We start from the raw sequence: 22,298 nt of genomic DNA, 5'->3' as shown, positions 1-22,298 counted from the left end.
ACCACCCCCATATTGATCAGGGAATCAGGTCACTTTTGCCTGGGCTTAGGCGCCTTGGCATACACCTTGTGCAGTTGGGTATCCTGCTCTGCCATTATCGATACCATGGTAATGACGGTTCTGGCCATACCCCGGACCAGATTCAGCAACATCAGGCCAAAAACCTCCGGCTCTTTTTGCTGCAAGTCCAGGAACTGGCCGCAACTGATTTCCAGGATGACCGAATTCACTTCGGCCTGGGTGTTGGCGGGCCGATCAACCAGCGCAATCATCGGTACAAAGCCCATATCGTCGCCGGGCTCATGGCAACGGGCCAGAGTCCAGCCGCCGTCCCGCCTTGGCATCCAGGAGTTCATCCTGCCACTGAGAACGATGTAGAACGCTTCGCTGCTCTCACCCTTGGAATACAGGCGCTCGCCGGCCTCAAGGCTGATCACGCGGCCTTTCTGGAGCATGCGCAAAACAGCTTCGTCCGGTAATGCACCGAAAGTGGGAAGCTCACGGAAATAGTCGGGGCCCTGGCCGTGCCAATAGTCGAGGGCGTCATTCTCGCGCATGGGATTGCCACCTGACCGGGTTATTACCCTTTAATTATAGCGCGGAATCCCGTCATGCGGCTTGAAGGTGCTACTCTCCTCAACTAGCTCATGGTCCCAGGTCAGCGGATGTCGCGGCCATATGGACACCATTACAAGGAAACAGGAGGTAAGCAGTGTTTGAGAGCGAAATTCCGTTTATGGAGATGGCCATCCGGCTCCTGGCGGCGGCAGGTTTAGCCCTGTTGCTGGGGCTAGAGCGAGAACTGCGGGGTAAACCGGCGGGCCTGCGCTCTCACATGCTGGTATCGCTGGGCGCTGCCGCATTCATCATCATGGGCATGCATATCCTGCTTGCTACCGCTGAGGGCGACCCGTCCGCCCGTATCGACCCCACCCGCATCGTGGAAGGCATCATCGGTGGCATCGGTTTTCTTGGCGCCGGCTGTATTATCCAGAGCCGAGGCAATGTTCAGGGCATCACCACCGGCGCTTCCATCTGGATTTCAGGGGCCATCGGCGTAGCTTGCGGCATCGGCACCCTCGCCCTGGCAGGCATGGTGACGTTGCTGGCACTCATCATCGTGACCGTGCTTGGCCGGTTCGAGCGCGAAGTAATTGAAGATTAACGCACCGGGCGTCGGTTGAGCAGGCTCATTTAAAGCCGCTCAACCGCCTTCAGCAAGGAATTGAACGCTTTGATAAACGTGCGCTCGGCAAACCGATCCAACACCCGGCCCAGCACCGGAACCTGCACCCGGCCCTCGGATATCCAGGTTACCCTGGTACTCTCGCCCTCCGGCTGTAACAGGATCTCGCCCTTATCGTGCTGTACCGAAAACGGGCTCGACTTCTCAATTCGGTAGTGCATCAGCGTCGGCCGCTCGAACTGCGTAATGCGCTCGTACAGCTCCAGTGGGCCCGCGCCAATAATCCGCAGTGCGCCAGCGCCGTTTTTCTCCTCTGCCCCCTCTTCAACCAGCACTGACTTATCAACGCCGGGAAACCGCTCGTAGCGTGCATGGTCGGAAATAGCCTCAAAGACCGCATCAATGTCCTTGGCCAACGTGCGCTCAACGCGAATACGAAACATAAAGAGTCCTTACAAAAATGTTTGAAAGCTTACCAAAGGCCCTACAACCAAAGTATGGTAACGTGAATAACTCGGGTAGTATCCGGGAATAGATCGTCAGGTGGTGCATGAGACAAGGGATCGGCTCGAAGATACCGCAATCCAGAACTCAAGCAGGACAGGACCATGATGTACTTTGCCCACGAAATGAGCCGCGCAGCGTTAATTCCGATGCGCATGATGAGTGCTACCCAGAGTACCTTGCTGCAACACCGGCTTAGCCCCTTTTCCCGGCTTCCCGGCGCCCGCAGCGTTGCCTCGGCCTACGAGGTGTTCAACGACCTCACCCGCCGCTACCCCAAGCCCGCGTTCGATTTGCCCTCCACTATCTGCGATGGTCAGCACGTCGAGGTCAGTGAAGCCATCGTCAAACGCAAATCGTTTGCGCAGCTGAAGCACTTCGAGCGCAAGGTGGAGCGGCCCGATGACCCGAAACTGCTGATCGTTGCGCCGCTGTCCGGGCACTTCGCCTCGCTGCTGCGCGGCACCGTGGAAGCGATGCTGCCCGATCACGACGTATACATTACCGACTGGCGCGATGCCTGTAAGGTCCCGTTGTCGGCGGGCGATTTTGGCCTCGATGACTACATCGATTACGTGATTGATTTCATTGATCACCTGGGGCCGGACACCCACGTACTGGCGGTCTGCCAGCCAGTGGTGCCGGTACTTGCCGCCACCGCCATCATGGCCGAGGACAACCACCCGTCGGCACCACGCTCGCTAGCGTTAATGAGCGGTCCGATCGACGGCCGTGTTGATCCCACCGCACCCTGCAAACTGGCCACCGAACACAACCTGGCCTGGTTCAAGCGCAACCTGGTACACCCGGTGCCCGCGCCCTACCCCGGCGTGATGCGTCAGGTTTATCCCGGGTTCCTGCAACTGACCGGGTTTGTGAACATGAACTTCGATCGCCACGTGGATGCCTATCGCGGGCTGTACCGATCCATCCGCGATGACGAGTCCGAAAAGGTCGATCGCCACCGCGAGTTCTACGACGAGTACCTGGCGGTGATGGATCTGCCGGCAACCTACTACCTGGACACCATCGAGCGCGTCTTCCAGGAATTTCACCTGGCCCGAGGCTGCTTCAAACACCGTGGCCGCCTGGTGAACCCGGCCGCCATCCGCGACACAGCCCTGATGACCATCGAAGGTGAGAAAGACGACATTTCCAGCCCCGGACAAACCCGGGCCGCCCATGATCTGTGTGTCAACGTGCCGGATTCCCGCCGTGTGCATCACTTGCAGCCGGGTGCCGGCCATTATGGGGTATTCAATGGCAGTCGCTGGCGCGAAGAAATTGCGCCTAAGTTGAAGGGCTTCATTCGCAGCGCCTGAGTGCGCCCCTTAGCTCTTTCTTCGGCACTCTCGCTTTAGCGCGCTCCTTGCGCTGATTTCTTGTGGCCTCATGGGCCCTCTGCTAGCTTGAAACTAGGGTTTTTGAATGTTCAAAAACTACTCAAGCCAGCCAACAAGAAGATCGCAAGGAGCGCTTCATGCAAGACCTCAAAGGCAAGGTTGCCATCGTCACCGGTGCCTCTCGTGGCATCGGTCGGCACATTGCACTTCAATTAGCCCAGCGCGGCGCCGACGTCGCCATCAACTACCGTTCACGTCAGTCCGAGGCCGATGAGGTCGTCAAGGAAATCGAAGCCAATGGCGTCCGTTCCCTTGCCTTCCAGGCCGACCTTTCGCAGATGCCAGCCGCACGGAGCCTGATACGCCAGGTTCATGAAAAATGGGGGCGCATCGACATCCTGGTGAACAACGCAGGTATCACCAAAGACAAGTCCATGAAAAAGCTCACCGACGAGGACTGGAACGACGTCCTCGATACCAACCTCGGGAGTGTCTACGCCACCTGCTCTGAAGTCCTGAAAATCATGATGGACCAGGAGTACGGCCGCATCATCAACATCACCTCCTTCGTCGGCCAGGCCGGCAACTTCGGTCAGGCCAACTACGCTGCCAGTAAAGGCGGCATCATCGCGTTCACCAAAACCCTGGCGCTGGAAATGGCCAAGTACAACATCACCGTTAACGCCATTGCCCCGGGCTTCACCGAAACCGAAATGCTGGCCCAGGTGCCCGAGAACATTCGCCAACATATCATTTCGCGAGTGCCCATGGGGCGTTTCGGCAAACCCGAGGAAATCGCCCGTGCGGTGGTTTTCCTGGCAGCGGAAGGGGACTACATCACCGGCCAGCAGATCAATGTGAACGGCGGCGTGTACATGTAACAAAGTGAGGTTAAGAACGGAATCATGGCAGATAAACCAATAAAGACACCATCGCCGTCAGAGTTCGAACCCAACGTTGTCAGCCGGTCCCTCGTTCGGGCCGGCAAGCACGGTGGCCGCCTGCTAAAACGCTCGATCCTGCGGCGATTGCGTGGTGGCGAGCCCAACCCGGCCAGCGTTAAAAGCATGGCCAAACCCTTTTTGTCCCTCACCGGCCGGCTGGCCACCCAGCCCGACACGCTGCTTTTTGCCCAGCTGCGACTGATCAAGGACTCCACCGAATTCTGGTCGGGACTGCTGGCCAGCAGCATAAGCAACAAACCACTGGCGGTGGTGGAGCCGGAACCGGGCGACGGACGCTTCCGCGACCAGGCCTGGGATGAGGTTATGGCGTTCAACGTCATCAAACAGGCCTACCTGTTGTCCAATCGCTGGATCATGGACACCCTTGATGATGTCCGCGGCATGGACGACCACACCCGGCGCAAACTGAAGTTCTTCACCGGCCAAATGACCGACGCCCTGGCCCCAACCAACTTCATCCTGAGCAACCCGGAGGTGCTTCAGGCAACCATTCGCACACGAGGTAGAAACCTGTTGCGAGGCCTGGCCAACCTGCTGCGAGATCTGGATGAGGGCTCAGGCCCCATGCCCTTCCGTATGTCCGACCCGGACGCCTTTACGGTGGGAGAGAACCTGGCCAATACGCCGGGCGATGTAATTTTCCAGAACGAGCTGATGCAGCTCATTCAGTACAAGCCCACCACCGACACCGTGCACCGCCGGCCGCTGCTGGTGATCCCGCCGTGGATCAACAAGTACTACATCCTCGATCTGGGCGAGAAAAAATCCTTCATCCGCTATTGGGTAGAACAAGGCCACACGGTGTTCGTGGTGTCCTGGGTGAACCCCGGGCCGGAATTGGCCCACAAAAGCTTTGAAGACTACATGCTTGAAGGCCCCATTGCCGCCATGAACGCCATTGAAGAAACTACGGGCGAGCGTGAGCTGAATACGGTTGGCTATTGCATCGGCGGCACCCTACTCGGCTGCACCCTGGCCTGGATGGCCGCCCGCGGCGACGACCGGGTCAAAAGCGCCACCTTCCTGAACTGCCTGATGGACTTTTCAGACGTGGGCGATCTGGAGGTGTTCATTGATGAAGACGCCATCAACAAACTCGAGAAGGTCATGAACAAGCAGGGCTATCTCGATGGCGCCTCAATGGCTACTGCCTTCAATATGCTGCGGGCCAACAGCCTGATCTGGTCCTTCTTCGTTAACAACTATCTCATGGGGCGAGATAGCGCACCGTTTGACCTGCTGTACTGGAACGCCGACGCCACCCGAATGCCGGCGGCCATGCACAGTTTTTACCTGCGCAACATGTACCAGAACAACCGGCTGCGGGAACCTGGTGCTATTGAACTGGCGGGCACCCCGATTGACCTGGGCAAGGTGAAAATCCCAACCTACTTTGCCTCGGCCATTGAGGACCACATCGCCCCGTGGACCTCCTGTTACAAGGGTTCACGCAATCTGGGAGGCCCAGTGAGGTTTGTGCTCGGCGGTTCCGGACACATTGCGGGCATCATCAATCCGCCAGAACGGAAAAAGTACGGCTTCCGCCTTAATGAAGATAATGATCCGGATCCCGAAGTATGGCTGAGGGGCGCCAAGCAGAGCGAAGGCTCCTGGTGGCCGGATTGGGTTGCCTGGGCGGAACAGTTTGGTGGTGGCAAAGTGCCCGCCCGCACCGTCGAGGATGGCGAGTTGCCGGTGATTGAGCCGGCCCCCGGAGCTTATGTAAGGAACGAGCCAGCGCCGCCAACACCAGTCAGGCAGCAGCGCCGAGCCTCCGCCCGCAAAACAGCGGCACCGCGCAAACGGGCAGCGGCCGAGACCAAAGTCACCCATTGACCCCCTGATTCAGGCCACAGGCTTGGGTATACTCCTTCCATGCAGCCACACAAACCGCATGGCAAGGAGTATTCTAAATGGCCGACGAAGACACCCTCACTGCGCTGAAAACCGCCTTCACCTTCATGCCCCAACCGGTGGAGATCAACCGGTTTGAGTACGGCGACGATGCCGACCGGATCCTCGCCCAGGTTAACTTTGTGCGGGAAGTCCTGATCAGCCACGGCATCGATCCCGAGGAAGTGGCCGGCGACATCAATCCGGACTCGTCACCCAATTCCTGCTACTGACATCAGTCAGCCCTCTATTCGGGAGCCCCAATGCCGTACCAGTTTGACGACCTCAAAAAGACCTGCCAGGCCGAATGGCGCGACTACATCGAACACAGTTTTGTAAAGCAGCTGGGCGATGGCTCACTGGCCCCGGAGGCATTCCAGCATTACCTCAAGCAGGACTACCTGTTCCTGATCCAGTTCGCCCGGGCCTATGCCCTGGCCGCCTACAAAAGCCCGACGCTGACCGATCTCAGACAGGCCAACGCAGGGCTACAGGCGATTTTGGATACGGAGCTGGACTTGCACGTCAGCTACTGCAAAGAGTGGGGGATTTCAGAGGAGGAACTCGCCAATCTGCCGGAAGCCCGCGCCACCCTTGCCTACACACGTTATGTGCTCGACACCGGCAATCGGGGCGATCTGCTGGATCTGCACGTCGCGCTATCGCCTTGCATGGTCGGCTATGGCGAAATCGCCAACTGGCTAAACAGCCGGGCCAGCACCGTTCGGGGCGACAACAATCCCTACGATGCCTGGATTGCCATGTACGAAAGCGAGGAATTTCAGGACGCCATGCAGGCGGAAGTCCGCTGGCTGGACGAGCGGCTGGCCGATGTCTCCGACACCCGGTTCCAACAACTCACCCGGATTTTCAGCGACGCCACCCGGCTTGAGATCGATTTCTGGGAGATGGGGCTCAATCAGAGCGACTGAACAGGGGGCGAGCACCCCCTGCTCGAGCTTTCGTCAGGTCAGAACTTCACCATCAGCTTGCCCTTGTTGTCGCCGGTCAGGAACAGCGACAAGCCACTCATGGCCGATTCCAGACCTTCCAGAACGTGAGTCCGGTACTTGATCTGTCCGTTCTGAACATAGGGCGTGAGCTTGGCGTGCAGCTCTTTGGTCTTGTCCCGGTGATCGGGCATGGTGAAGCCCTGAATCGACAGGCGCTTCTTGATGATGCGCATCCAGTTCGGACCGGGGCGCGGAGTGGCTGAGGTGTAGTCGGCGATCATGCCACACACCACCACACGGCCGTGCGCATTCATCCGCTCGAACACATAGTCCTGAATCGGGCCACCGGTGTTCTCGAAGTAAACGTCGACTCCTTGCGGCGCCAATTCGTCCAGTTTCGCACCCAGATCGTCGGTCTTGTAGTTCACCGCGCCGTCAAAACCAAGCTCGTTGACGATCCAGTCGGCCTTCTCGTCACTGCCGACCACACCAATCACCCGCAGGCCATCGGCTTTGGCCAGCTGGCCCACGATTGAACCAACAGAACCGGCCGCACCGGACACAACCAGCGTCTCACCCTTCTTGGGATGGCCGTAACCGTAGAGCCCCTGAGTGGCGGTCAGGCCCGGCAGGGCAAACACCGACAGCGCCATTTCCGGGGGCAGGTTCTTATCCACTTTGTTCACGCCCGCGCCATCCATCAGGGCCATTTCCTGCCAGCCAAACATCCCGATAACCTGATCACCCTCGGCAAAATCCGGATGACGGGAGGCGACCACTTCACCAATGCCCGACGAGCGCATTACATCGCCCAGTTCTACGCGCGGGATATAGCTGTCGGTGTCTTCGCTCATCCAGCCCATCATGGCCGGGTCCAGGGACATGTAGGTCTGCCGGACCAGAATCTCGCCGTCGGACGGTTCCGGGACGGTCTTCTCCACAACTTCGAAAAGCTCCGGCCCGATGCTCCCCGCAGGCCTCTTCACCAGATTAATCGCTTTGTAGGTACTCATCGGCACATGTCTCCTGTAGTGAAAGGTGGTGATTGTTGGCGATTTATAGGATCGCTTACACCCCTACTATGGACGGCTCACGGCGCGACTTAAAGCGTTCGCGGCCGCAGGCACCTTTTGATTAGCATTGGCCAGGGGGTTAAAGCCAGACATGGGCATCCGGTCTTCGGCTCACGTATGATAGGGCTCCGCTTTTCCATGGTCGTAGACCGACCCTTTCCGACACCAACTGAGGAAACCTCCATGATCTGGACCGTTTATCTTTCCGGCGAAATCCACACCGACTGGCGCGAGCAAATTCAGGCCGGTGCAGAAGCTGCCGGGCTGCCGGTGGAATTCACCGCACCGGTTACCAACCACGAAGCCAGCGACGCCGCCGGCGATGTGCTGGGTAAGCCAGACGTGCCCTTCTGGCGCGACCACCAGTCGTCCAAGGTGAACAGCATTCGCACCAAGACCATGCTGGAGCAATGCGACCTGGCAGTAATCCGTTTTGGCGACAAGTACAAACAGTGGAACGCCGCCTTTGATGCCGGCTACTGCGCGGCCATGGGCACGCCCTATGTCACCCTGCACAACGACGACATCATCCACCCGCTCAAGGAAGTAGACGCTGCGGCCATGGCCTGGACGCAAACACCTGAGCAAGTGGTTGAAGTGCTGAAGTACGTTACCAGCGCCAAGTAACTGGGTCTAAACAACAAGGTCTGAAGGAGTTATCCATGAGCCTGTCACCGTTCCATCTGGCAATTCCTGTGTACGACCTGGCTGCCGCCCGGACCTTTTACGGCGAGGTGTTTGGCCTTGAAGAGGGCCGCTCCAGCGACCATTGGGTAGACTTCAACTTCTACGGCCACCAGCTGGTTATTCACGAACATCCGAAAACTGCCTCCCAAGAGAATGCCCACAGCAACTCGGTAGACGGGCACGATGTGCCGGTTCCGCATTTTGGTGTGGTGCTGGACTGGGACAAGTGGGAGGCGCTGGCCGAGCGTTTGAAGGCCAGGGGCACGGAGTTCGTGATCGAGCCCTATGTGCGGTTTCAGGGACAGGTGGGCGAACAGGCGACCATGTTCCTGTTCGATCCCTGCGGCAATGCGCTTGAGTTCAAAGCCTTCAAGGACATGGGCCAGCTGTTCGCCAAAGACTAGGGCTCATGGGCGGGTTGGCAGACAGGGATGTCACCACCAACCCAACTCCAAAGGATTGATTCCGAGCGTATCTCGAACAAGCGCCGCCTCCGGGCAAAGCAGGAGCCAGCCAAGCGCGCCAACGTTCAGGAGGACACACAGCCAGAAGCCGAGCTGAAACGTCCTCTTACGGGTTTTGTGCCGAAAAAGCTGCTGGCCGATCAAGGCTCCGGGCCAGCCACCGAGCAATTCGAACAAGTGCAGGCGATTCTCCGGCACCCGCCGTCTGCCTTTCACGGCAGCCGCTTTGTCGAGCGCATACATGATGAATGCGAGCAGACTCATTGCCGCATAAGCCGCCGGTACGATCACGGGCACATAACCGAACTCATACGCGCTGCTGAGCCCACCAATCACGCCGACAGCCACCAGCAGAGCCAGCCAGAAGCCCGGCGCGACACTCGCGCCGAGCTTCCCAATACCGGTGTACTGAAACTGCCCGGCCCGTATTCGGCCCTGAGAATCCTCCGTGAGCGAGTACCTCACCTCCCGGTTTGCCGATGGCCGGCCACGCCCGGCATAGGCGCTGATATGGGCAAAAACGCGCTCGCCACCGATAGTCGGAGTTATGAACCCGAAGCCCTTATCGTCGCTCCAAGCGGTAAGCAATCCTATATGATTCAATGCCTTAAACCTCTACTGAAAAACGAAGGCCGCAATCGAGTCGAGTTATATAACGAACTTGAGGCGAATTGCGCAAGCACCGCATAGGCGCGATCGCACTAGGCTCACGCCTTGGTGAGACGAAACAGTACCTCAGGCGACAGCCGTTTGATCCAGAGCGCGGCCATTTCCTTGCCCTTGCCCACCGGGATTTCCCGCTTTTTCGCGCTGAGGCCTTTGAAAACCACCTCGGCGCACTCGGTGACATCCATACCCCCGGCGATGTTGTCGTCCAGTTTGCCAAATGTCGAGCCATCGCCAGCCAAGGCATTTCGGGATATGTCGGTGCGAATGAAGCCCGGCACAATGGTGGACACATCAATGCCCTGGCCTTCCACTTCCGCCCGCAGGGCATCGAAAAAGCCCATCACCGCGTGCTTGGCTGCGCAATAACCGGTCCGCTCAGATACGCCGACTTTGCCAGCCACACTGGCCGTCACCGCCAGGTGCCCTGCACCGCGCTCCTGCATGTGGGGCAGCACCGCCTTGGTCAGCGCGATCTGGCCCATCACATCCACATCCATCAGCTTCTGGTATACCGCCATGTCGGTGTCTTGGCACAGGGAGCGCTGGGAGACACCGGCGTTGTTCACCAGCAGATCGATGGAGCCGAAGGTATCCAGCACGCTCTGCACCGCACCGGGCAGAGATTCCCAATTAGTCACGTCCAGGGGCAGCACCAGCACCTGATCGGCTGGAAGCCCGGCATCCCGGCACAGACCGGCGACCCGCTCCAGTTCATCCTTGCGTCGGGCCGAGAGCACCAGGCTGGCCCCGTCCACGGCATAGCGCAGGGCGAGGGCTTCACCAATGCCGGAGGAGGCTCCGGTAATCCAGACGGTTTGAGAGGGCATGGCAACTCCTTGTATGTGTCGTTGCTGAGTTTTGCATTGATGAGATACTGAGCAACTGGATTAGTATGGCAATGTAGCCCATTTCCGGGACGCCGCCGCTTAAGGACTGACTATGATATTCGGAATGGCCTGGTTCGCAATGATGTGGTTTGGCCTGTTCATGGTCGCGCTGATCGCTGCCGTGGTGTTTTTCATTCGCCGGAAGCGAAGCACACGGGATAAAACTGAGGCACCGCCTCCCCAACAACACGATGACGCTCGCCAAAAGGTTCTGGAAATAGTCCAAGGCATGCATGCGGCCGCTGACGGTCTGCATGGGCTTGCCCGAGTCAAAGCGTTGCGGACGTACATGGATAGCATGAGCGATGGCCTGGAACTGGCCTCGGACATCCGTTCACCGGCCAGTGGCTCCCCCAGAGGCGAGTGGGTTATCGCGCCCGGAGCAAAACCCGAGCGGCGTATCCTCTACATTCACGGTGGCTCCTGGATCGCCGGCAGCCCCAAAAGCCATCGCGCCATTACCGACCGGTTGTCGCGGCTAACCCAGGCCTGCGTATTCGCCATCGATTACCGGCTGATGCCGGAAAATCGCTACCTGGACGGTATCATCGATTGCCAGCGGGCCTATCGCTGGCTACTGGACAACGGCCCGGATGGTAAGGGTTCAGCCGATTTCCTGGTGATTGCCGGCGACTCCGCCGGTGGCAGCCACACTCTGGGCCTGATCGCCTGGATACGGGATCAGGCGCTGCAACCTCCGACCGCCGCGATCGCCTTGTCACCGTCCACCGAACTGATGCTGACCTCATTGGGCAGCCGCGCCAACCTGGAATCCGATGTCATGCTGGGGCCGACCGTGAAAAAAATGGCCCGGATACCCATGCCTCTGCTGTGGTGGGGAACCGTGCTGGGCATGCGGGTACTGCCCACCAGCCCGATGGCATCGCCCCTCCGCGGACGATTACACGGGCTGCCGCCGACGCTGATCCACGTCAGCGAATCGGAACTGCTGCTGGAGAACGCCAAGCGCTACGTGGAGAAAGCGCGGGCTGCCGGTTCGCCGGTGGAACTGAAAACCTGGCCAGACATGGTGCATGTATGGCACCTGTTCACGCCGTTGTTGCCAGAAGCGGAAGAGGCGTTCGAGGATATCGGGGCATTTCTGAGGCGGGTGGAAAGCATTCATGCCTGACCCCTGACGAGCCAGGCGCTAGGACTCCCCTTCCGGAGATTGGAGCCGGCTAAGGTAAGGGCCAAAGCCATCCTCGCCCAACCAGAACCGCAGCAGATTGGTGACGCTGCGGCTGGTCCAGGTGGCACCGGAGATTCCATCCACTTCGTAGCTCGAGGCTGGGCTTGAAGCCAGCACGCTCCCTCTGGCAACACCAATGCGAAGATTGCCGACCGGATCGCGGATCTTCTTGCCCTGCCATTGCTGGAGCCACTGCGAGTCTCCGACGCGGGCGCCAAGCCCCGGCGTCTCAGCTTGTTCGTAAAAATTCAAAGCAATGACGGTATTGGTATCGGCCGCCAGACCAAGGTAACCATAGAGGGTGGAGGTAAAACCCTTGCCGTAGACCGGCAGGATGATCATTTTGAGCTCGCTGCCGGTTTCTACCTGATAGACCTTGGCGAACTTTTCCCGCCTTTTAATGTTCGCAAAGTCCCGGCTTGAGGGGATTTCGATGCTTTGGTCGGGGTCTTTTGCCGCCCTCCGCTGATCAAACGTTTGAGGGTCAATCGCCGGCAAAGGTTGCCCCGTCTCCAGATCAATCACTTGAGCTTTTACCTGCTCCGCCTCGACCGTTTCAAATAGCCCTTGCATACCGGGCTGGCGCTTCACGATTTCAAGCAGATACTCCTTCCGCTCCCGCTCCTGGTTCGCGACGTACTTTGGTTTCAGCAGCACCGTTGAACTGGTAACCAGGTAGCCGCCAACTACGCTGATGATAAGGGCTAACAGAAGAGCTTTGGGCACGCTGTCTTTGGGCAGCGCACGAAACGCGCCGAACAGGCCCTGCCCCTTCGCCTGTTCGCTGTCGGCGTCCCGCTCTTCAGAAGACTCAATGGACTTTTTCTGCATGGGTTTGCGCCCACTTCCTGTCTTTATTGACATGACAGGTCAGGCACGCATGATCCAGAGTCAGGTAGGCCTTTCCTTCGTCGTCCACGCGTACAAAGTTGCCGTCATCGGTAAACATCTTCCAGTTGGGATCCGTGCTGATGCGATGGATGTGGGTCCGAAGATCTCCTTTCGGTACGCTGCCATCGGCAAAAGTCACGGTGGTCGAGGTCGCAGATTTCACGGCATGAGGCATGTGGCAAGTCTGGCAGGCCACGTCCGCTTTGGCAGCTAGTTTGATTTCAACGTTCTGATGGCAGCTCTTGCAGGTCTTGTCATCGCCCAGATAACCGCCAGCCTGATAGACCGTGCTCTTATGCGGATCATGACAGGTGCCACAGGCAAGGGCCTTGTGAGGAGAAGCCAGCAAATCCTCATACTGCTCATGATGCCGGATAAGCCCTCCCTTTGCGTCGATCTGATGGGGGTCACCTCGCGAATGACAGGATCCGCAGTTCTCCTCCGTGGTCGGCTTGAACTCTTTTGGGCTGGCAACATGAGCGGCGCTGGCCCCATGACAGGCTTCGCAGGTAACCCCGGGCCCCACCCAGGTTCCGTGAATACCTGGCAACCCATCCTGATGCGGCCCATCGGCACCCGTGGCTACCCACCCGGTGGTGTGGCAATCGCCGCAGGTGTAGGGTTTTCGGGATAGCTCGCTGCCCTCATAAGCCACCCAGTGAGCATCCGTGCCCAGGTTCGAATTCGGCAGATTGTACTGACGGTTTGCACCGGTAAGAATGTAACCCTCCTGATCCATGAAGCGGGCCTTCCAACCAAAGCCACCGATCACGTAACTGATGGTCTTCCAGTCTTCATCAAGTGGAGGGTGCGGAACGCCAGGCGAGGTGCCGGGAGGGTATGAGGGCGGTGCGCCCTTCACGGCTTGAATCTTATAGGGATGGCCGGATTTCTGGTACTGCTCGTAGATTTCCTGGTGGCAGCCTTGGCAGCTTTCGGACCCGGAATAGTTTTGGGCAATCGCAACCGTGCTGCCACACACCAGCCATGAAGCGATGATGAAGCCGAACTCCACAAAATAACCCCTCATACCAACCTCCTGTCAGTTGACGAGGTAGCAAACAGATACCTCCGAGGTTAGTACAGATCTGAGGTGCCGAAGTTGATCTGTGTCTATCGACACGTGCATTCAACGCAAAGCTATCGTCAGCCCAGCAGGCACTCCTTCGCCTCGTTGATACGAGCGGCCAGGTAGTTGCTACCACCATGATCCGGGTGCACTTTCTGCATCATCCGGCGGTGCGCCTGAATAATGTCTTCTCGGCTGGCACCGGGTTCCAGGCCCAGAATGTCCAAGGCTTCGCTCTCGGTCAGCGGGCCACTGGCACTGCTACCGCTGCTGCTCTCGCCAGAGCCTCCAGTGTTAGAGCCAGCCTCATCATCCGCGCGCCAGGAGTCGCCAAAGCGCCGATCCAGGTAGGTTTCCAGCAACCGGGCCGAGTCCTCATCCTGAGCCCGGCAGTAGCGTAACAGCTCAAGGAACTCACTCTCGCCCAAGTCCGACAGTGTCCGGCCGGCCATGGGCCCCGTCAGTATCGTGCCGTCCATGGTTCCGGAGTCATGGTCCAGGCTCATTTCGAGGACTTCGCTGGCAACATGGGACTGGTTACCTGGTTTGGCCTTGGCACCGCCGCCGGTCAGACCTCCCGTCAGGAGAGACGGCAGCACCCGGCGCAGCAGCGGATACAGGAACGCCAGCAAGGCGAATACGAAGTGCAAACGGCCAGTCACCGCCAGCACAACCACAATGACAGTACCCACGATTAACGACAATCTGATGGCCGCCGGCCCCCGCTGTTTCCGCGGCAGGCTGCGCAGCCACAACGCCGCAAACAACGACATCACGAGAAAAATTAGCGTTATCTGCACTCGGAACTCCGGGCTAATCGGCCCACCATTGTCGCGATCTACCTTATCTGAGTTGCTTGGTCAGGCGCTTCACTTCCGGAGAGCTATGGTTGGAAAAATCCTCCAAGGCCTTGGCTCCCCCGGACGCATAGACCGCAACCGCAGCCATAAGATCCTTCAACACTTGCGGACTGTTGCGATCAAAGGGCGCATAGGCGCCACCCGAAAGCTTGCTCACCTGCTGGAACACCGCCCGGGCATGGGCATCGTCGCCCTCATGGAACATGAACACCGGGGTGCGCAGCATGCCCAGTTCACCGGCGGTATGGCAGAGCTCGTCCACCGGTTCCTCGCAGCAATCGCCGATGAACACCACGGCTTTCACAGGCTGGGTGCGGGTTTCGCTCACGGCGTGGGCCAGCACCCGGCTGATCTGGGTGCGGCCACCCAGGCAAGACACACCATTCATCAGGCTCAGCAGTTGGCCCGTTTCAGTGACAAAACCGGTCGCCTTGAACTCCCGAAAGCCGCGGTAGTAACACAGCTGAATGGCCAGGCCACCGAGATCTTTGGTGGCCAGGAACAGCTCACTCTGCAAATGGCAGGCCTCGTCCCAGGTCGCCTCGCGGCTCGCTGTGGCGTCCAGAGCGAAGATCAGCCGGCCCTTAACACCGCCGCCCTTGGGCAGTTTCTGGACCTGATGGATAAACTGTTCGATAGACTGTTTATCAGATTTGGTGCGAAGTTCTTTATCGGACATAGGCGCTTGACCACCGCTCGGGCTGACTGCGTTATGGCTACAAGCGTAGGGCAAAGGAAAAGCAATTCACAGGCCCGGTACGGTATTTAACCGGGCCCGGTGAACTTCGGATAATCTTAGAATGTGGCCAGTGCCTCAGGCACCGGTGTGTCGCCCGACACCAGGTCAAAGACCCGGTTCGTTGTATTCGTTGAATCAAGCGTGGCCAGCAGCACCCGGGCCACATCCTGCCGAGGAATCTTGCCGACGTCCTTCAGACCCGCACTCACCGTCACCTTGCCCGTACCATCATCATCGGTCAGCCGCCCGGGACGGACAATGGTGTAATCCAGGCCGCTGTTTTTCAGGTGTTCATCGGAGTTGTGCTTGGCCCGCAGATAATGCTGGAGTTTTTCTGGCCCCTTTTCCGGCGCCCCGGCCCCCATGCTGCTCACGATAATGAATCGCTTGATGCCCATGGCCTTGGCGGTATCGACCAGGCGAATGGCACCATCCTGATCCACGTCGATGGTCTTATCCGGGCCTGTATGAGGGCCCGAGCCGGCGGCGAAGATGACCGCATCACAGCCTCTCATGGCCTCGCTACAGTCCTGCTCCAGGTCACCCAGGACCGTTTCCGTAGCGCCCAGTTGTTGCAACTCCGGGCCTTGATCCGGATGCCGTATCAGCGCTCGTGCCTCGTGGTTGCTGTCTGCGATTTCCCGCAGCAGGTGTTGCCCGATTTGGCCGTTAGCTCCTGCAATGAAAACGTGCATGGCGGATCTCCTGATTGGCTGCTTGCCGTCCCTATCTCTTATAGCTGAGTTCACGGCAGGCACAATTCAAGGCAACGGTTACAGGAAACCTTGTCAGCCCGCGAGCGCCCCCTTTACCTTCTTGCTCAGATGCGCCATATCAACCCGTCCCAGTACTTGAGGGCGCAACTCGTTCATGACTTTACCCATGTCCTGCATGCCCTGAGCATCGGTTGCGCTGATAGCCGTGCGGATCAGGGCATCCAGATCATCCTCGGTGAGCGCTGCGGGCATGAACTCCTCGATGATCACCATCTCTGCCCGTTCTTTATCACCCAGCTCCGGGCGGCCGGCATCGTCGTACTGACTGGCGGCATCCCGGCGCTGCTTGAGCATTTTATCCAGCACTTTCAGAACGTCTTCGTCACTCAATTCCCGGCGCTCATCGATCTCGATCTGTTTGACCGCAGCCTGCGCCATGCGCAGGGTGGTAAGCCGGAGTTTGTCCTTGTTGCGCATCGCGTCTTTAACCGCGCTGGCCAATTGTTCCTTGAGCGATACTTCCGCCATTTTCGGGCTCCTGTTCTGTGAGTAAAGGCGTAGATTTAACGGAAAATGGAGGCAGGTTCAATCGTAAACAGCCTGCCCGCCTGCCCCGCCTAACAACTGAGCCGTCTGCTAGCAGAAAACTCACGCGATAAACGGAATCAGCCGTTTAACGCGGGCCTTGTAGGTTTTATAGGTCGCACCGAAATCGCGAATCAGGTCTTTTTCTTCGAAGTAGAGGCCGACAAAAATGTAGAGCGTCATCCCCCCAGCGAACAAAAGATGACCGGTGGTTGAAACCGGTACCGCCCACATCCCGATCAGGATACCTGCCTGAATGGGGTGACGAACAATCCGGTATAAACCGGGCGTCTTGAAAGCTTTCGCGGGCGTCGGTCTGCCCCGCATGGGATTAAACGTTTGGCTGAGGCCAAACAACTCGAAATGATTCAGCATGAACGTAGCCACTAACATCGTGCCCCAACCAAAGAAAGCGACTGCGCGAATCAGCATGGCCATGGGTTCCGACTCAACCCGCCAAACCACCGGGCCAACAGGAACCCAGAGTGCGCACATAGCTCCTATCACGAGCGCGGTGCCCAGCAGGTAGGTCGATCGCTCAATGCTGGGATGGATGAAGCGGCTCAACCAACGCTTGAAGGAGCCCCGGGCCATCACGCTATGCTGCAATCCAAAGAGGCTGATCGCGAACACGTTGATCAGCAACGCCCCCAGCAACGACTTGATCTCGACTGGCCCATTCACGGTGTTGGCTAGAAAGAGATCGTTTACGAAGAGGATAAAATAGATCAATGACGCAACGCCGGCGGCGTAGCAGATCAGTGAGTACAGAAAACGTCGACGATTGGTAGCGGAATTCATGAGAACCTCCTCATGCCTGTGCAGGCAAGGCTTCAATCTCGGCATCAAATTGAGACGTAATTTGAACTGATGATTTAAGCGTCTGGTAAATGATCGGGGCGTTATCCCCGTCTCATCACAAGAGGCGCCAGCTTTCATCTAGCGGCCTGCCAGATTCCGGCTAGCTTACGATTCCGTTTCTTTGACAGAGGCGTCTCACACAGGAGGTTTGACGCTAGACACGCCAACGTTGCGGTTCGACTGGCTCATAACAGCAAAAATTACCCGTTCGGATCGACTGTCTCAGGTGTTCACCCAGCTCTGCGTGCAAGCTGTCGATACGCTTAATACTGCCTCGTATTCGAGCGGATATGGCCTTTCTTGCCTTTTCGTTGTCGCAACTGAAAGTCCGCTGGCGTCCTGATAACCCCAGGGCGCGCGTCAGTTCGTGCTGTACGGTGTCCCGTTCGGCTTCAAGCGCCTCATACAGCGATTCATCTCTACCCGCCGCAGCTTGCTGTTGGGCTGCATCAATGTCGATTAATCGTTGGCGGTAGGCGCCAAGTGCCTGACCATCCAATATCTCAGCTTCATGGGTGTTGGCTTGGCCAATTCCGGCCTCACCATTGGCAAGAAGGCGGGCATGAATATCCTGCCCCGGATGACCAATGAGTTCATGGAGGTCGCGCAGGCCCAACGCGTCCTTCACGTGTACCGTTTTTTGATCGTAGGTTAGTACCCAAACATCGCCCATTTGTCGAAATTGATTAAATTCGGCCTGGGTTCGAGAGTGGCCCCCTTGAGTAAACGTTAAAACTTCCCTCACAAACTGGTCAGCTTCCTTGCCTACCCACGGCAAATGAGATTTTCCCTCGAGACTCTTGAACTGAGCGTTCGGAATCATCGCCGCCAACCGCCGCCCTGCCGCCGCTGTAATGGTCCTATCTTTGCTGCGGTGCAAAACCAAGGCTGGCTTGATCAGATTCTGGGCGGCGTCGGTAGCGTCCATTCTGAACGTGAGCCCAAGCAAATGAGCCGCCATCTCCGCCGATGCCGACTCTTTGTGTCTTTTGGCGAGTGATTTCCTCTGCTCAGCTGACATGTCAGGATCGAAAAGATCAAGAATCGCGTTGGCGCCCATCCCCCAACTGGCTGCAACCAAGGCGCACAACGCCTGTTTTAGCGCGTCATTCCCGATATCGTTGCCATCAACGAAGGAGCTGACCAGAATTAGCTTTTCGACCCTGTGGGGATTGAGGTGGGTGAACACCGTCGCAACCGGTCCGCCGCAAGATATCCCCAACAGCGAACAATTGGGTGCACCGAGGTGGTCAAGCAGTTCCGTGAGCGTGACGACTTCATCGTCCAGATCAAAGCGGGATCGTTTCCGGTCACTCAGCCCAACCCCAGGGCGGTCGTAACGGACAACCGTGTGGTGTTGCCCGAGGGATTCGAAAAATGCCCGAAAGTCCTCATCTTGCCAGTCGAGTTCCAGGTGGCTCACCCACCAGGCGGGCACCAGCAGGTAAGGACCAGAGCCATGACTGGCGTAAGCGACACTCCCGCCGGAGGCCAACGTGAAGAATCTGACCTTGGGGGTGTTGATGCGCAGTTGGCTCATTAAGGCCTCCTTCCTGATACTCTCCAGCTTCTATGCTAAGCGCTCGTTTCATGGATTCAGGTGCCATAAAAAGCCGAGCCTGATCAGAAAGTATACGCCCTGAGAGTGAAGAGCCTGCCTATTTAGCGTTTTTTCTGCCAAGCCCCTAAAAGGAACCGGTGCAGTTTTTTCGCTTCCGCGAGCGCTGTTAGGTATTCTTTACATCACCACCTATAGTCGTTAATCGATGCTCAAGGCTTAACTTTCGGGGTTCTCCTGGCCATGCCCGCCAAGACAAACAGCGATAAACTCGTTACCACTTCCGGCGCTCTTTTGCCGTTTATTGAGTCCCTACCTGATGCAGTCGTCATTGTGAATACCGACCACAAGATCGCACTAATCAACTCTCAAGCTGAAAATATGTTTGGTTATCCGGCAGATAGCCTGAAAGGCTCGGATTTGTCGATGATCATCCCCGACCGTCATCGGGCCGCGCACCGGCAGCATGTAAATGGCTATTTCCAGAACCCGGTTACCCGTCCCATGGGAGAGGACAAACGATTCACCGGTATGCGTGCCGATGGCACGGAAATACCGGTCGATATCATGATCAACACCATCTGCATGGACGGAGTTCGGGTAGCCATGGCACTGGTCAGGGACGTCACCTATCAGAGGGAGCTGGAAGACAGGCTGACGATGGAATCCCGGACGGACGAAATGACCGGTTTCTACAACCGGAAACATTTCAAGACTCAGCTGGAGGCCCAGCACTCTGGTTTTATTCGCTCGGGGCTACCCGCGTCCGTCATCATGTTTGATTTCGATCACTTCAAGACCATCAATGATCAGTACGGCCATGCGGGCGGCGACCTCGTACTGATCGATACCGCGAAGATAATTCAGAGGGAACTACGTCCGCTGGATGTCGGATGCCGTATCGGTGGGGAGGAGTTTGCCATCATCCTGCCCAACACTCAGTTGCAGAGTGCCATGGCGTTTGCCGAGCGTATCCGCCAATTGGTTGAACGCAAGGAGTTCAAGGTGGACCACCACTCCTTCCATGTGACCGTCACCATGGGGGTTGCCTCCTTCTCAACAGAAGACAGCTCGTACGCTTCGCTGATGAAGAGAGCCGACGAGGCGCTCTATGCCGGCAAGGCAGCTGGACGCAACCGTGTTGTTTCCCAGGATTCTTTGACCTTGCAACCCTGAACAATCAACGAGGAACCATGGACTTCACCTTTCTCGGCACCTCCGCCGGTACCCCAACACGGGCACGCAACGTCACCGCCCTGGCGCTGTCACACTCCGGCCATAAGCCCTGGTATCTGGTGGACTGTGGCGAAGGCACCCAGCACCAACTGCTGCGGGCGCATTATTCCGTGATGCAGCTGCGGGCGATTTTCATCACCCACATTCACGGCGACCACACCTTCGGCCTGCCTGGGTTGCTCACCAGTGCCTCCATGCTCGGGCGCACGGAACCACTGGACATCATTGCTCCGGTTCAGACCCACCGCTTTATCACCACCACGCTCGACAACAGCGACTCCAGCCTGAGCTACCCCCTGAATTTCATCGATTCCGAGGCACCGGATTTCTACTGGCAGGATGACCATTTCGCGGTCACGGCAGTGGCCCTGTCTCATCGGGTACCCTGCCGGGCCTACGTGTTTACGGAGCGCAATCTGGAAAGGCAGCTGCGGCAGGACAAACTGCGCAACGATGGGGTTGAACCCGGGCCCAGCTGGGGCGAGTTGCAGAAAGGCCACGACGTCACACTGGAGGATGGCCGCTTACTCAGAAGTGACGAGTACACGGAGATTCCCCGCGTGGCCCGCCGCCTGATTGTCGCCGGTGACAATGACGACCCGACCCTGCTGGCCGAGGCCTGCCTGGGCAGCCACCTGTTGATTCACGAGGCGACCTATACCCAGAACGTGTCCGAGCGCGTTGGCCCCTGGCCACAGCACAGCTCCGCCGAACAGGTGGCCAAGTTTGCCCAGCAGGCCCAGCTTCCCAACCTGGTGCTGACCCATTTCAGCTCGCGCTACCAATCCGGGCCGTGCGGTACACCCAACATCAACCAACTGGCCGCTGAGGCCCTGCAGCACTACCAGGGCAAGCTCTTTCTGGCGCGGGATTTCGACACCTACCGGCTGGAGAAGGATTTTTCACTGAGCTGCCTGACCACCGAAAATCCCTGATACCATGGCGGTTCGCAAAACCTCTGTGCCGAATTTCGCCATGACCACAGCCACATCGTCCGAAGGCCCTGTCTCCGAAGCCGAGATAGAACAGGCCATCCGCTCAGGCATAGCGCGCTACTTTGCCGACTGCCGGGCGCGGGTTCCGGCGTTTATTGACCGCCATTTCCATTACCCCGGGGCTATGGCCACCAACCGGATGGCACTGGGCTGGGACATGCTTCGGGCCCCAATTAATCTGCTGTGGGCACCGGTGTACGCCCTGGCGTGCCTGGTGAAAATACTGGTTCGCAACCGAGCAGGCCTGAAGTGGCTGCATAATCTGGCGGATCGTGTGCCCGCGGGGTTTACCACCCGGGTGCAAGAGCACATCACAAGCCTTATTCAGAGAGATCTTCTGAACAACGGCCAGGCTACGAGCCTGCGTGAGGGCAATCTGCTCGAGAGCTACCTGATTGAAGCCCTGGAAGCCGTCTACGCCCGCCATAGCTCGGAGCCGGTCGATCACCAGCAGTTCATCAAACTGATCGAGCCTGTGGTCGCCGACGCGCTCAGCCAGTACCGGATAACCCGGACCGCGTCAGCCGATATCACCAACAGCATCTCCTGTACCGTGCTGGGCGCGTTTGCGTTCCAGAAGTTTACCCCGGGTGGTATCGGCCTCGGAGTGGTGCTCGCATCCATGCTGGCCAAGACCTTGGCCGCCCGGGACTTTATTCTCGGTGAAACGATCGGTGGCTGGTATTACAGCGTATTCCCACCAGAGCCTTCGCTGACGACAACAGCCAGCGTGATGGTCGCCGTTATGGCAGCCCTGGCAGCCTTTGCGGCGTTGTCTGGTGTGATTTCCGATCCGATCCAGGCCGCCATCGGCTTACATCGCCGGCGCCTGCACAAGCTGCTGGACCACCTGGAGCGGGACGTGTCGCTCAGCACCCAAAGCAGCTTTCGCCCGAAAGACCAGTATGTAGCCCGGATTCTGGACACCTTCGACATGATAAGGTCGGGTTTAATCTAAAAAACGGAGTTTTT

Annotated in this window: 25 protein-coding genes; 12 read left to right on the top strand and 13 right to left on the bottom strand. The window is 58.1% G+C overall.

Translation table 11 applies throughout. The features are described 5' to 3' along the window. Window positions 1-29: 29 nt before the first annotated feature. On the bottom strand, window positions 30-557 hold the full coding sequence (locus FGO67_RS06500) for a Crp/Fnr family transcriptional regulator (protein WP_203299844.1): 528 nt from the start codon (window positions 555-557) through the stop codon (window positions 30-32). 155 nt (window positions 558-712) lie between these two features. Here FGO67_RS06500 and FGO67_RS06495 point away from each other — a divergent pair, with 155 nt between their 5' ends. Further along, window positions 713-1,165, top strand: coding sequence for an MgtC/SapB family protein (locus FGO67_RS06495; RefSeq protein WP_203299843.1), 453 nt, complete (start codon window positions 713-715; stop codon window positions 1,163-1,165). Between the two features lie 29 nt (window positions 1,166-1,194). Here FGO67_RS06495 and FGO67_RS06490 read toward each other — a convergent pair whose 3' ends face one another. Continuing rightward, window positions 1,195-1,629 (bottom strand): SRPBCC family protein, encoded by a 435-nt coding sequence (locus FGO67_RS06490; protein ID WP_203299842.1) that lies wholly within the window; start codon window positions 1,627-1,629, stop codon window positions 1,195-1,197. Between the two features lie 165 nt (window positions 1,630-1,794). Here FGO67_RS06490 and FGO67_RS06485 point away from each other — a divergent pair, with 165 nt between their 5' ends. From FGO67_RS06485 to tenA, 5 genes are all read left to right on the top strand, one after another. Beyond that, window positions 1,795-3,012, top strand: coding sequence for a polyhydroxyalkanoate depolymerase (locus tag FGO67_RS06485; RefSeq protein ID WP_203299841.1), 1,218 nt, complete (start codon window positions 1,795-1,797; stop codon window positions 3,010-3,012). Between the two features lie 158 nt (window positions 3,013-3,170). After that, window positions 3,171-3,914 (top strand): 3-oxoacyl-[acyl-carrier-protein] reductase, encoded by a 744-nt coding sequence (gene fabG / locus FGO67_RS06480; protein ID WP_203299840.1) that lies wholly within the window; start codon window positions 3,171-3,173, stop codon window positions 3,912-3,914. Window positions 3,915-3,938: 24 nt separating this feature from the next. Further along, the gene (locus FGO67_RS06475; protein WP_203299839.1) at window positions 3,939-5,834 is read left to right on the top strand and encodes a PHA/PHB synthase family protein; all 1,896 of its coding nucleotides are present in this window, start codon (window positions 3,939-3,941) and stop codon (window positions 5,832-5,834) included. A gap of 77 nt (window positions 5,835-5,911) precedes the next feature. Beyond that, on the top strand, window positions 5,912-6,124 hold the full coding sequence (locus FGO67_RS06470; RefSeq protein WP_041339505.1) for a hypothetical protein: 213 nt from the start codon (window positions 5,912-5,914) through the stop codon (window positions 6,122-6,124). 30 nt (window positions 6,125-6,154) lie between these two features. Beyond that, window positions 6,155-6,823, top strand: a complete 669-nt coding sequence (tenA, locus tag FGO67_RS06465) for a thiaminase II (protein ID WP_203299838.1) — start codon at window positions 6,155-6,157, stop codon at window positions 6,821-6,823. Between the two features lie 38 nt (window positions 6,824-6,861). On the opposite strand, the gene FGO67_RS06460 is transcribed toward tenA, so the two are convergent. Next, entirely contained in the window at window positions 6,862-7,857 is a 996-nt protein-coding gene (locus tag FGO67_RS06460; RefSeq protein WP_203299837.1) for an NADP-dependent oxidoreductase, read from the bottom strand. A gap of 243 nt (window positions 7,858-8,100) precedes the next feature. Here FGO67_RS06460 and FGO67_RS06455 point away from each other — a divergent pair, with 243 nt between their 5' ends. Both FGO67_RS06455 and FGO67_RS06450 read left to right on the top strand, forming a co-directional pair. Further along, on the top strand, window positions 8,101-8,544 hold the full coding sequence (locus tag FGO67_RS06455; protein ID WP_203299836.1) for a YtoQ family protein: 444 nt from the start codon (window positions 8,101-8,103) through the stop codon (window positions 8,542-8,544). A gap of 35 nt (window positions 8,545-8,579) precedes the next feature. Beyond that, window positions 8,580-9,008: a VOC family protein gene (locus FGO67_RS06450; protein ID WP_041339497.1), complete on the top strand. Its 429-nt coding sequence runs from the start codon at window positions 8,580-8,582 to the stop codon at window positions 9,006-9,008. 30 nt (window positions 9,009-9,038) lie between these two features. Here the strand turns inward: FGO67_RS06450 and FGO67_RS06445 are convergent, their stop codons facing one another. Together FGO67_RS06445 and FGO67_RS06440 are read right to left on the bottom strand one after the other, a co-directional pair. Beyond that, window positions 9,039-9,671, bottom strand: a complete 633-nt coding sequence (locus tag FGO67_RS06445; RefSeq protein ID WP_203299835.1) for a DUF1294 domain-containing protein — start codon at window positions 9,669-9,671, stop codon at window positions 9,039-9,041. 104 nt (window positions 9,672-9,775) lie between these two features. Beyond that, window positions 9,776-10,564, bottom strand: a complete 789-nt coding sequence (locus FGO67_RS06440; RefSeq protein WP_203299834.1) for an SDR family oxidoreductase — start codon at window positions 10,562-10,564, stop codon at window positions 9,776-9,778. Between the two features lie 124 nt (window positions 10,565-10,688). Between FGO67_RS06440 and FGO67_RS06435 the strand changes: the two genes are divergently transcribed. Next, entirely contained in the window at window positions 10,689-11,756 is a 1,068-nt protein-coding gene (locus FGO67_RS06435; protein WP_238942185.1) for an alpha/beta hydrolase, read from the top strand. 18 nt (window positions 11,757-11,774) lie between these two features. Here the strand turns inward: FGO67_RS06435 and FGO67_RS06430 are convergent, their stop codons facing one another. The 8 genes from FGO67_RS06430 to FGO67_RS06395 form a co-directional block, all read right to left on the bottom strand. Next, on the bottom strand, window positions 11,775-12,647 hold the full coding sequence (locus FGO67_RS06430) for a Na(+)-translocating NADH-quinone reductase subunit C (RefSeq protein WP_203299832.1): 873 nt from the start codon (window positions 12,645-12,647) through the stop codon (window positions 11,775-11,777). Continuing rightward, the gene (locus FGO67_RS06425; RefSeq protein ID WP_203299831.1) at window positions 12,628-13,737 is read right to left on the bottom strand and encodes a multiheme c-type cytochrome; all 1,110 of its coding nucleotides are present in this window, start codon (window positions 13,735-13,737) and stop codon (window positions 12,628-12,630) included. The genes FGO67_RS06430 and FGO67_RS06425 overlap by 20 nt, the downstream gene beginning before the upstream one ends. A gap of 116 nt (window positions 13,738-13,853) precedes the next feature. Next, the gene (locus tag FGO67_RS06420) at window positions 13,854-14,576 is read right to left on the bottom strand and encodes a J domain-containing protein (RefSeq protein WP_203299830.1); all 723 of its coding nucleotides are present in this window, start codon (window positions 14,574-14,576) and stop codon (window positions 13,854-13,856) included. 43 nt (window positions 14,577-14,619) lie between these two features. Beyond that, on the bottom strand, window positions 14,620-15,315 hold the full coding sequence (locus FGO67_RS06415; RefSeq protein WP_203299829.1) for a VWA domain-containing protein: 696 nt from the start codon (window positions 15,313-15,315) through the stop codon (window positions 14,620-14,622). 116 nt (window positions 15,316-15,431) lie between these two features. Then, the gene (locus FGO67_RS06410; protein WP_203299828.1) at window positions 15,432-16,070 is read right to left on the bottom strand and encodes an SDR family oxidoreductase; all 639 of its coding nucleotides are present in this window, start codon (window positions 16,068-16,070) and stop codon (window positions 15,432-15,434) included. Between the two features lie 93 nt (window positions 16,071-16,163). Then, entirely contained in the window at window positions 16,164-16,619 is a 456-nt protein-coding gene (locus FGO67_RS06405) for a GatB/YqeY domain-containing protein (protein WP_203299827.1), read from the bottom strand. 120 nt (window positions 16,620-16,739) lie between these two features. Further along, entirely contained in the window at window positions 16,740-17,477 is a 738-nt protein-coding gene (locus tag FGO67_RS06400) for a methyltransferase family protein (RefSeq protein ID WP_203299826.1), read from the bottom strand. Window positions 17,478-17,691: 214 nt separating this feature from the next. Then, a complete protein-coding gene (locus FGO67_RS06395) occupies window positions 17,692-19,077 on the bottom strand; it encodes an alpha/beta fold hydrolase (protein WP_203299825.1) in 1,386 nt (461 codons plus the stop codon). Window positions 19,078-19,338: 261 nt separating this feature from the next. Between FGO67_RS06395 and FGO67_RS06390 the strand changes: the two genes are divergently transcribed. Genes FGO67_RS06390 through FGO67_RS06380 form a run of 3 tightly spaced genes read left to right on the top strand, consistent with a single transcriptional unit; the run spans window position 19,339 to window position 22,284 of the window. Continuing rightward, on the top strand, window positions 19,339-20,271 hold the full coding sequence (locus tag FGO67_RS06390) for a sensor domain-containing diguanylate cyclase (protein WP_203299824.1): 933 nt from the start codon (window positions 19,339-19,341) through the stop codon (window positions 20,269-20,271). A 17-nt stretch (window positions 20,272-20,288) separates the two neighbouring features. Further along, window positions 20,289-21,266 carry a ribonuclease Z gene (locus tag FGO67_RS06385; protein ID WP_203299823.1) on the top strand — a complete coding sequence of 326 codons (978 nt, stop codon included), beginning with the start codon at window positions 20,289-20,291 and terminating at the stop codon, window positions 21,264-21,266. Between the two features lie 40 nt (window positions 21,267-21,306). After that, the gene (locus tag FGO67_RS06380) at window positions 21,307-22,284 is read left to right on the top strand and encodes a DUF6635 family protein (protein WP_203299822.1); all 978 of its coding nucleotides are present in this window, start codon (window positions 21,307-21,309) and stop codon (window positions 22,282-22,284) included. Window positions 22,285-22,298 lie beyond the last annotated feature (14 nt).

The sequence above is a fragment of the Marinobacter sediminum genome, assembly GCF_016820575.1.
Lineage (GTDB): Bacteria > Pseudomonadota > Gammaproteobacteria > Pseudomonadales > Oleiphilaceae > Marinobacter > Marinobacter sediminum.
This window is presented reverse-complemented; position numbering and strand designations above follow the sequence as displayed.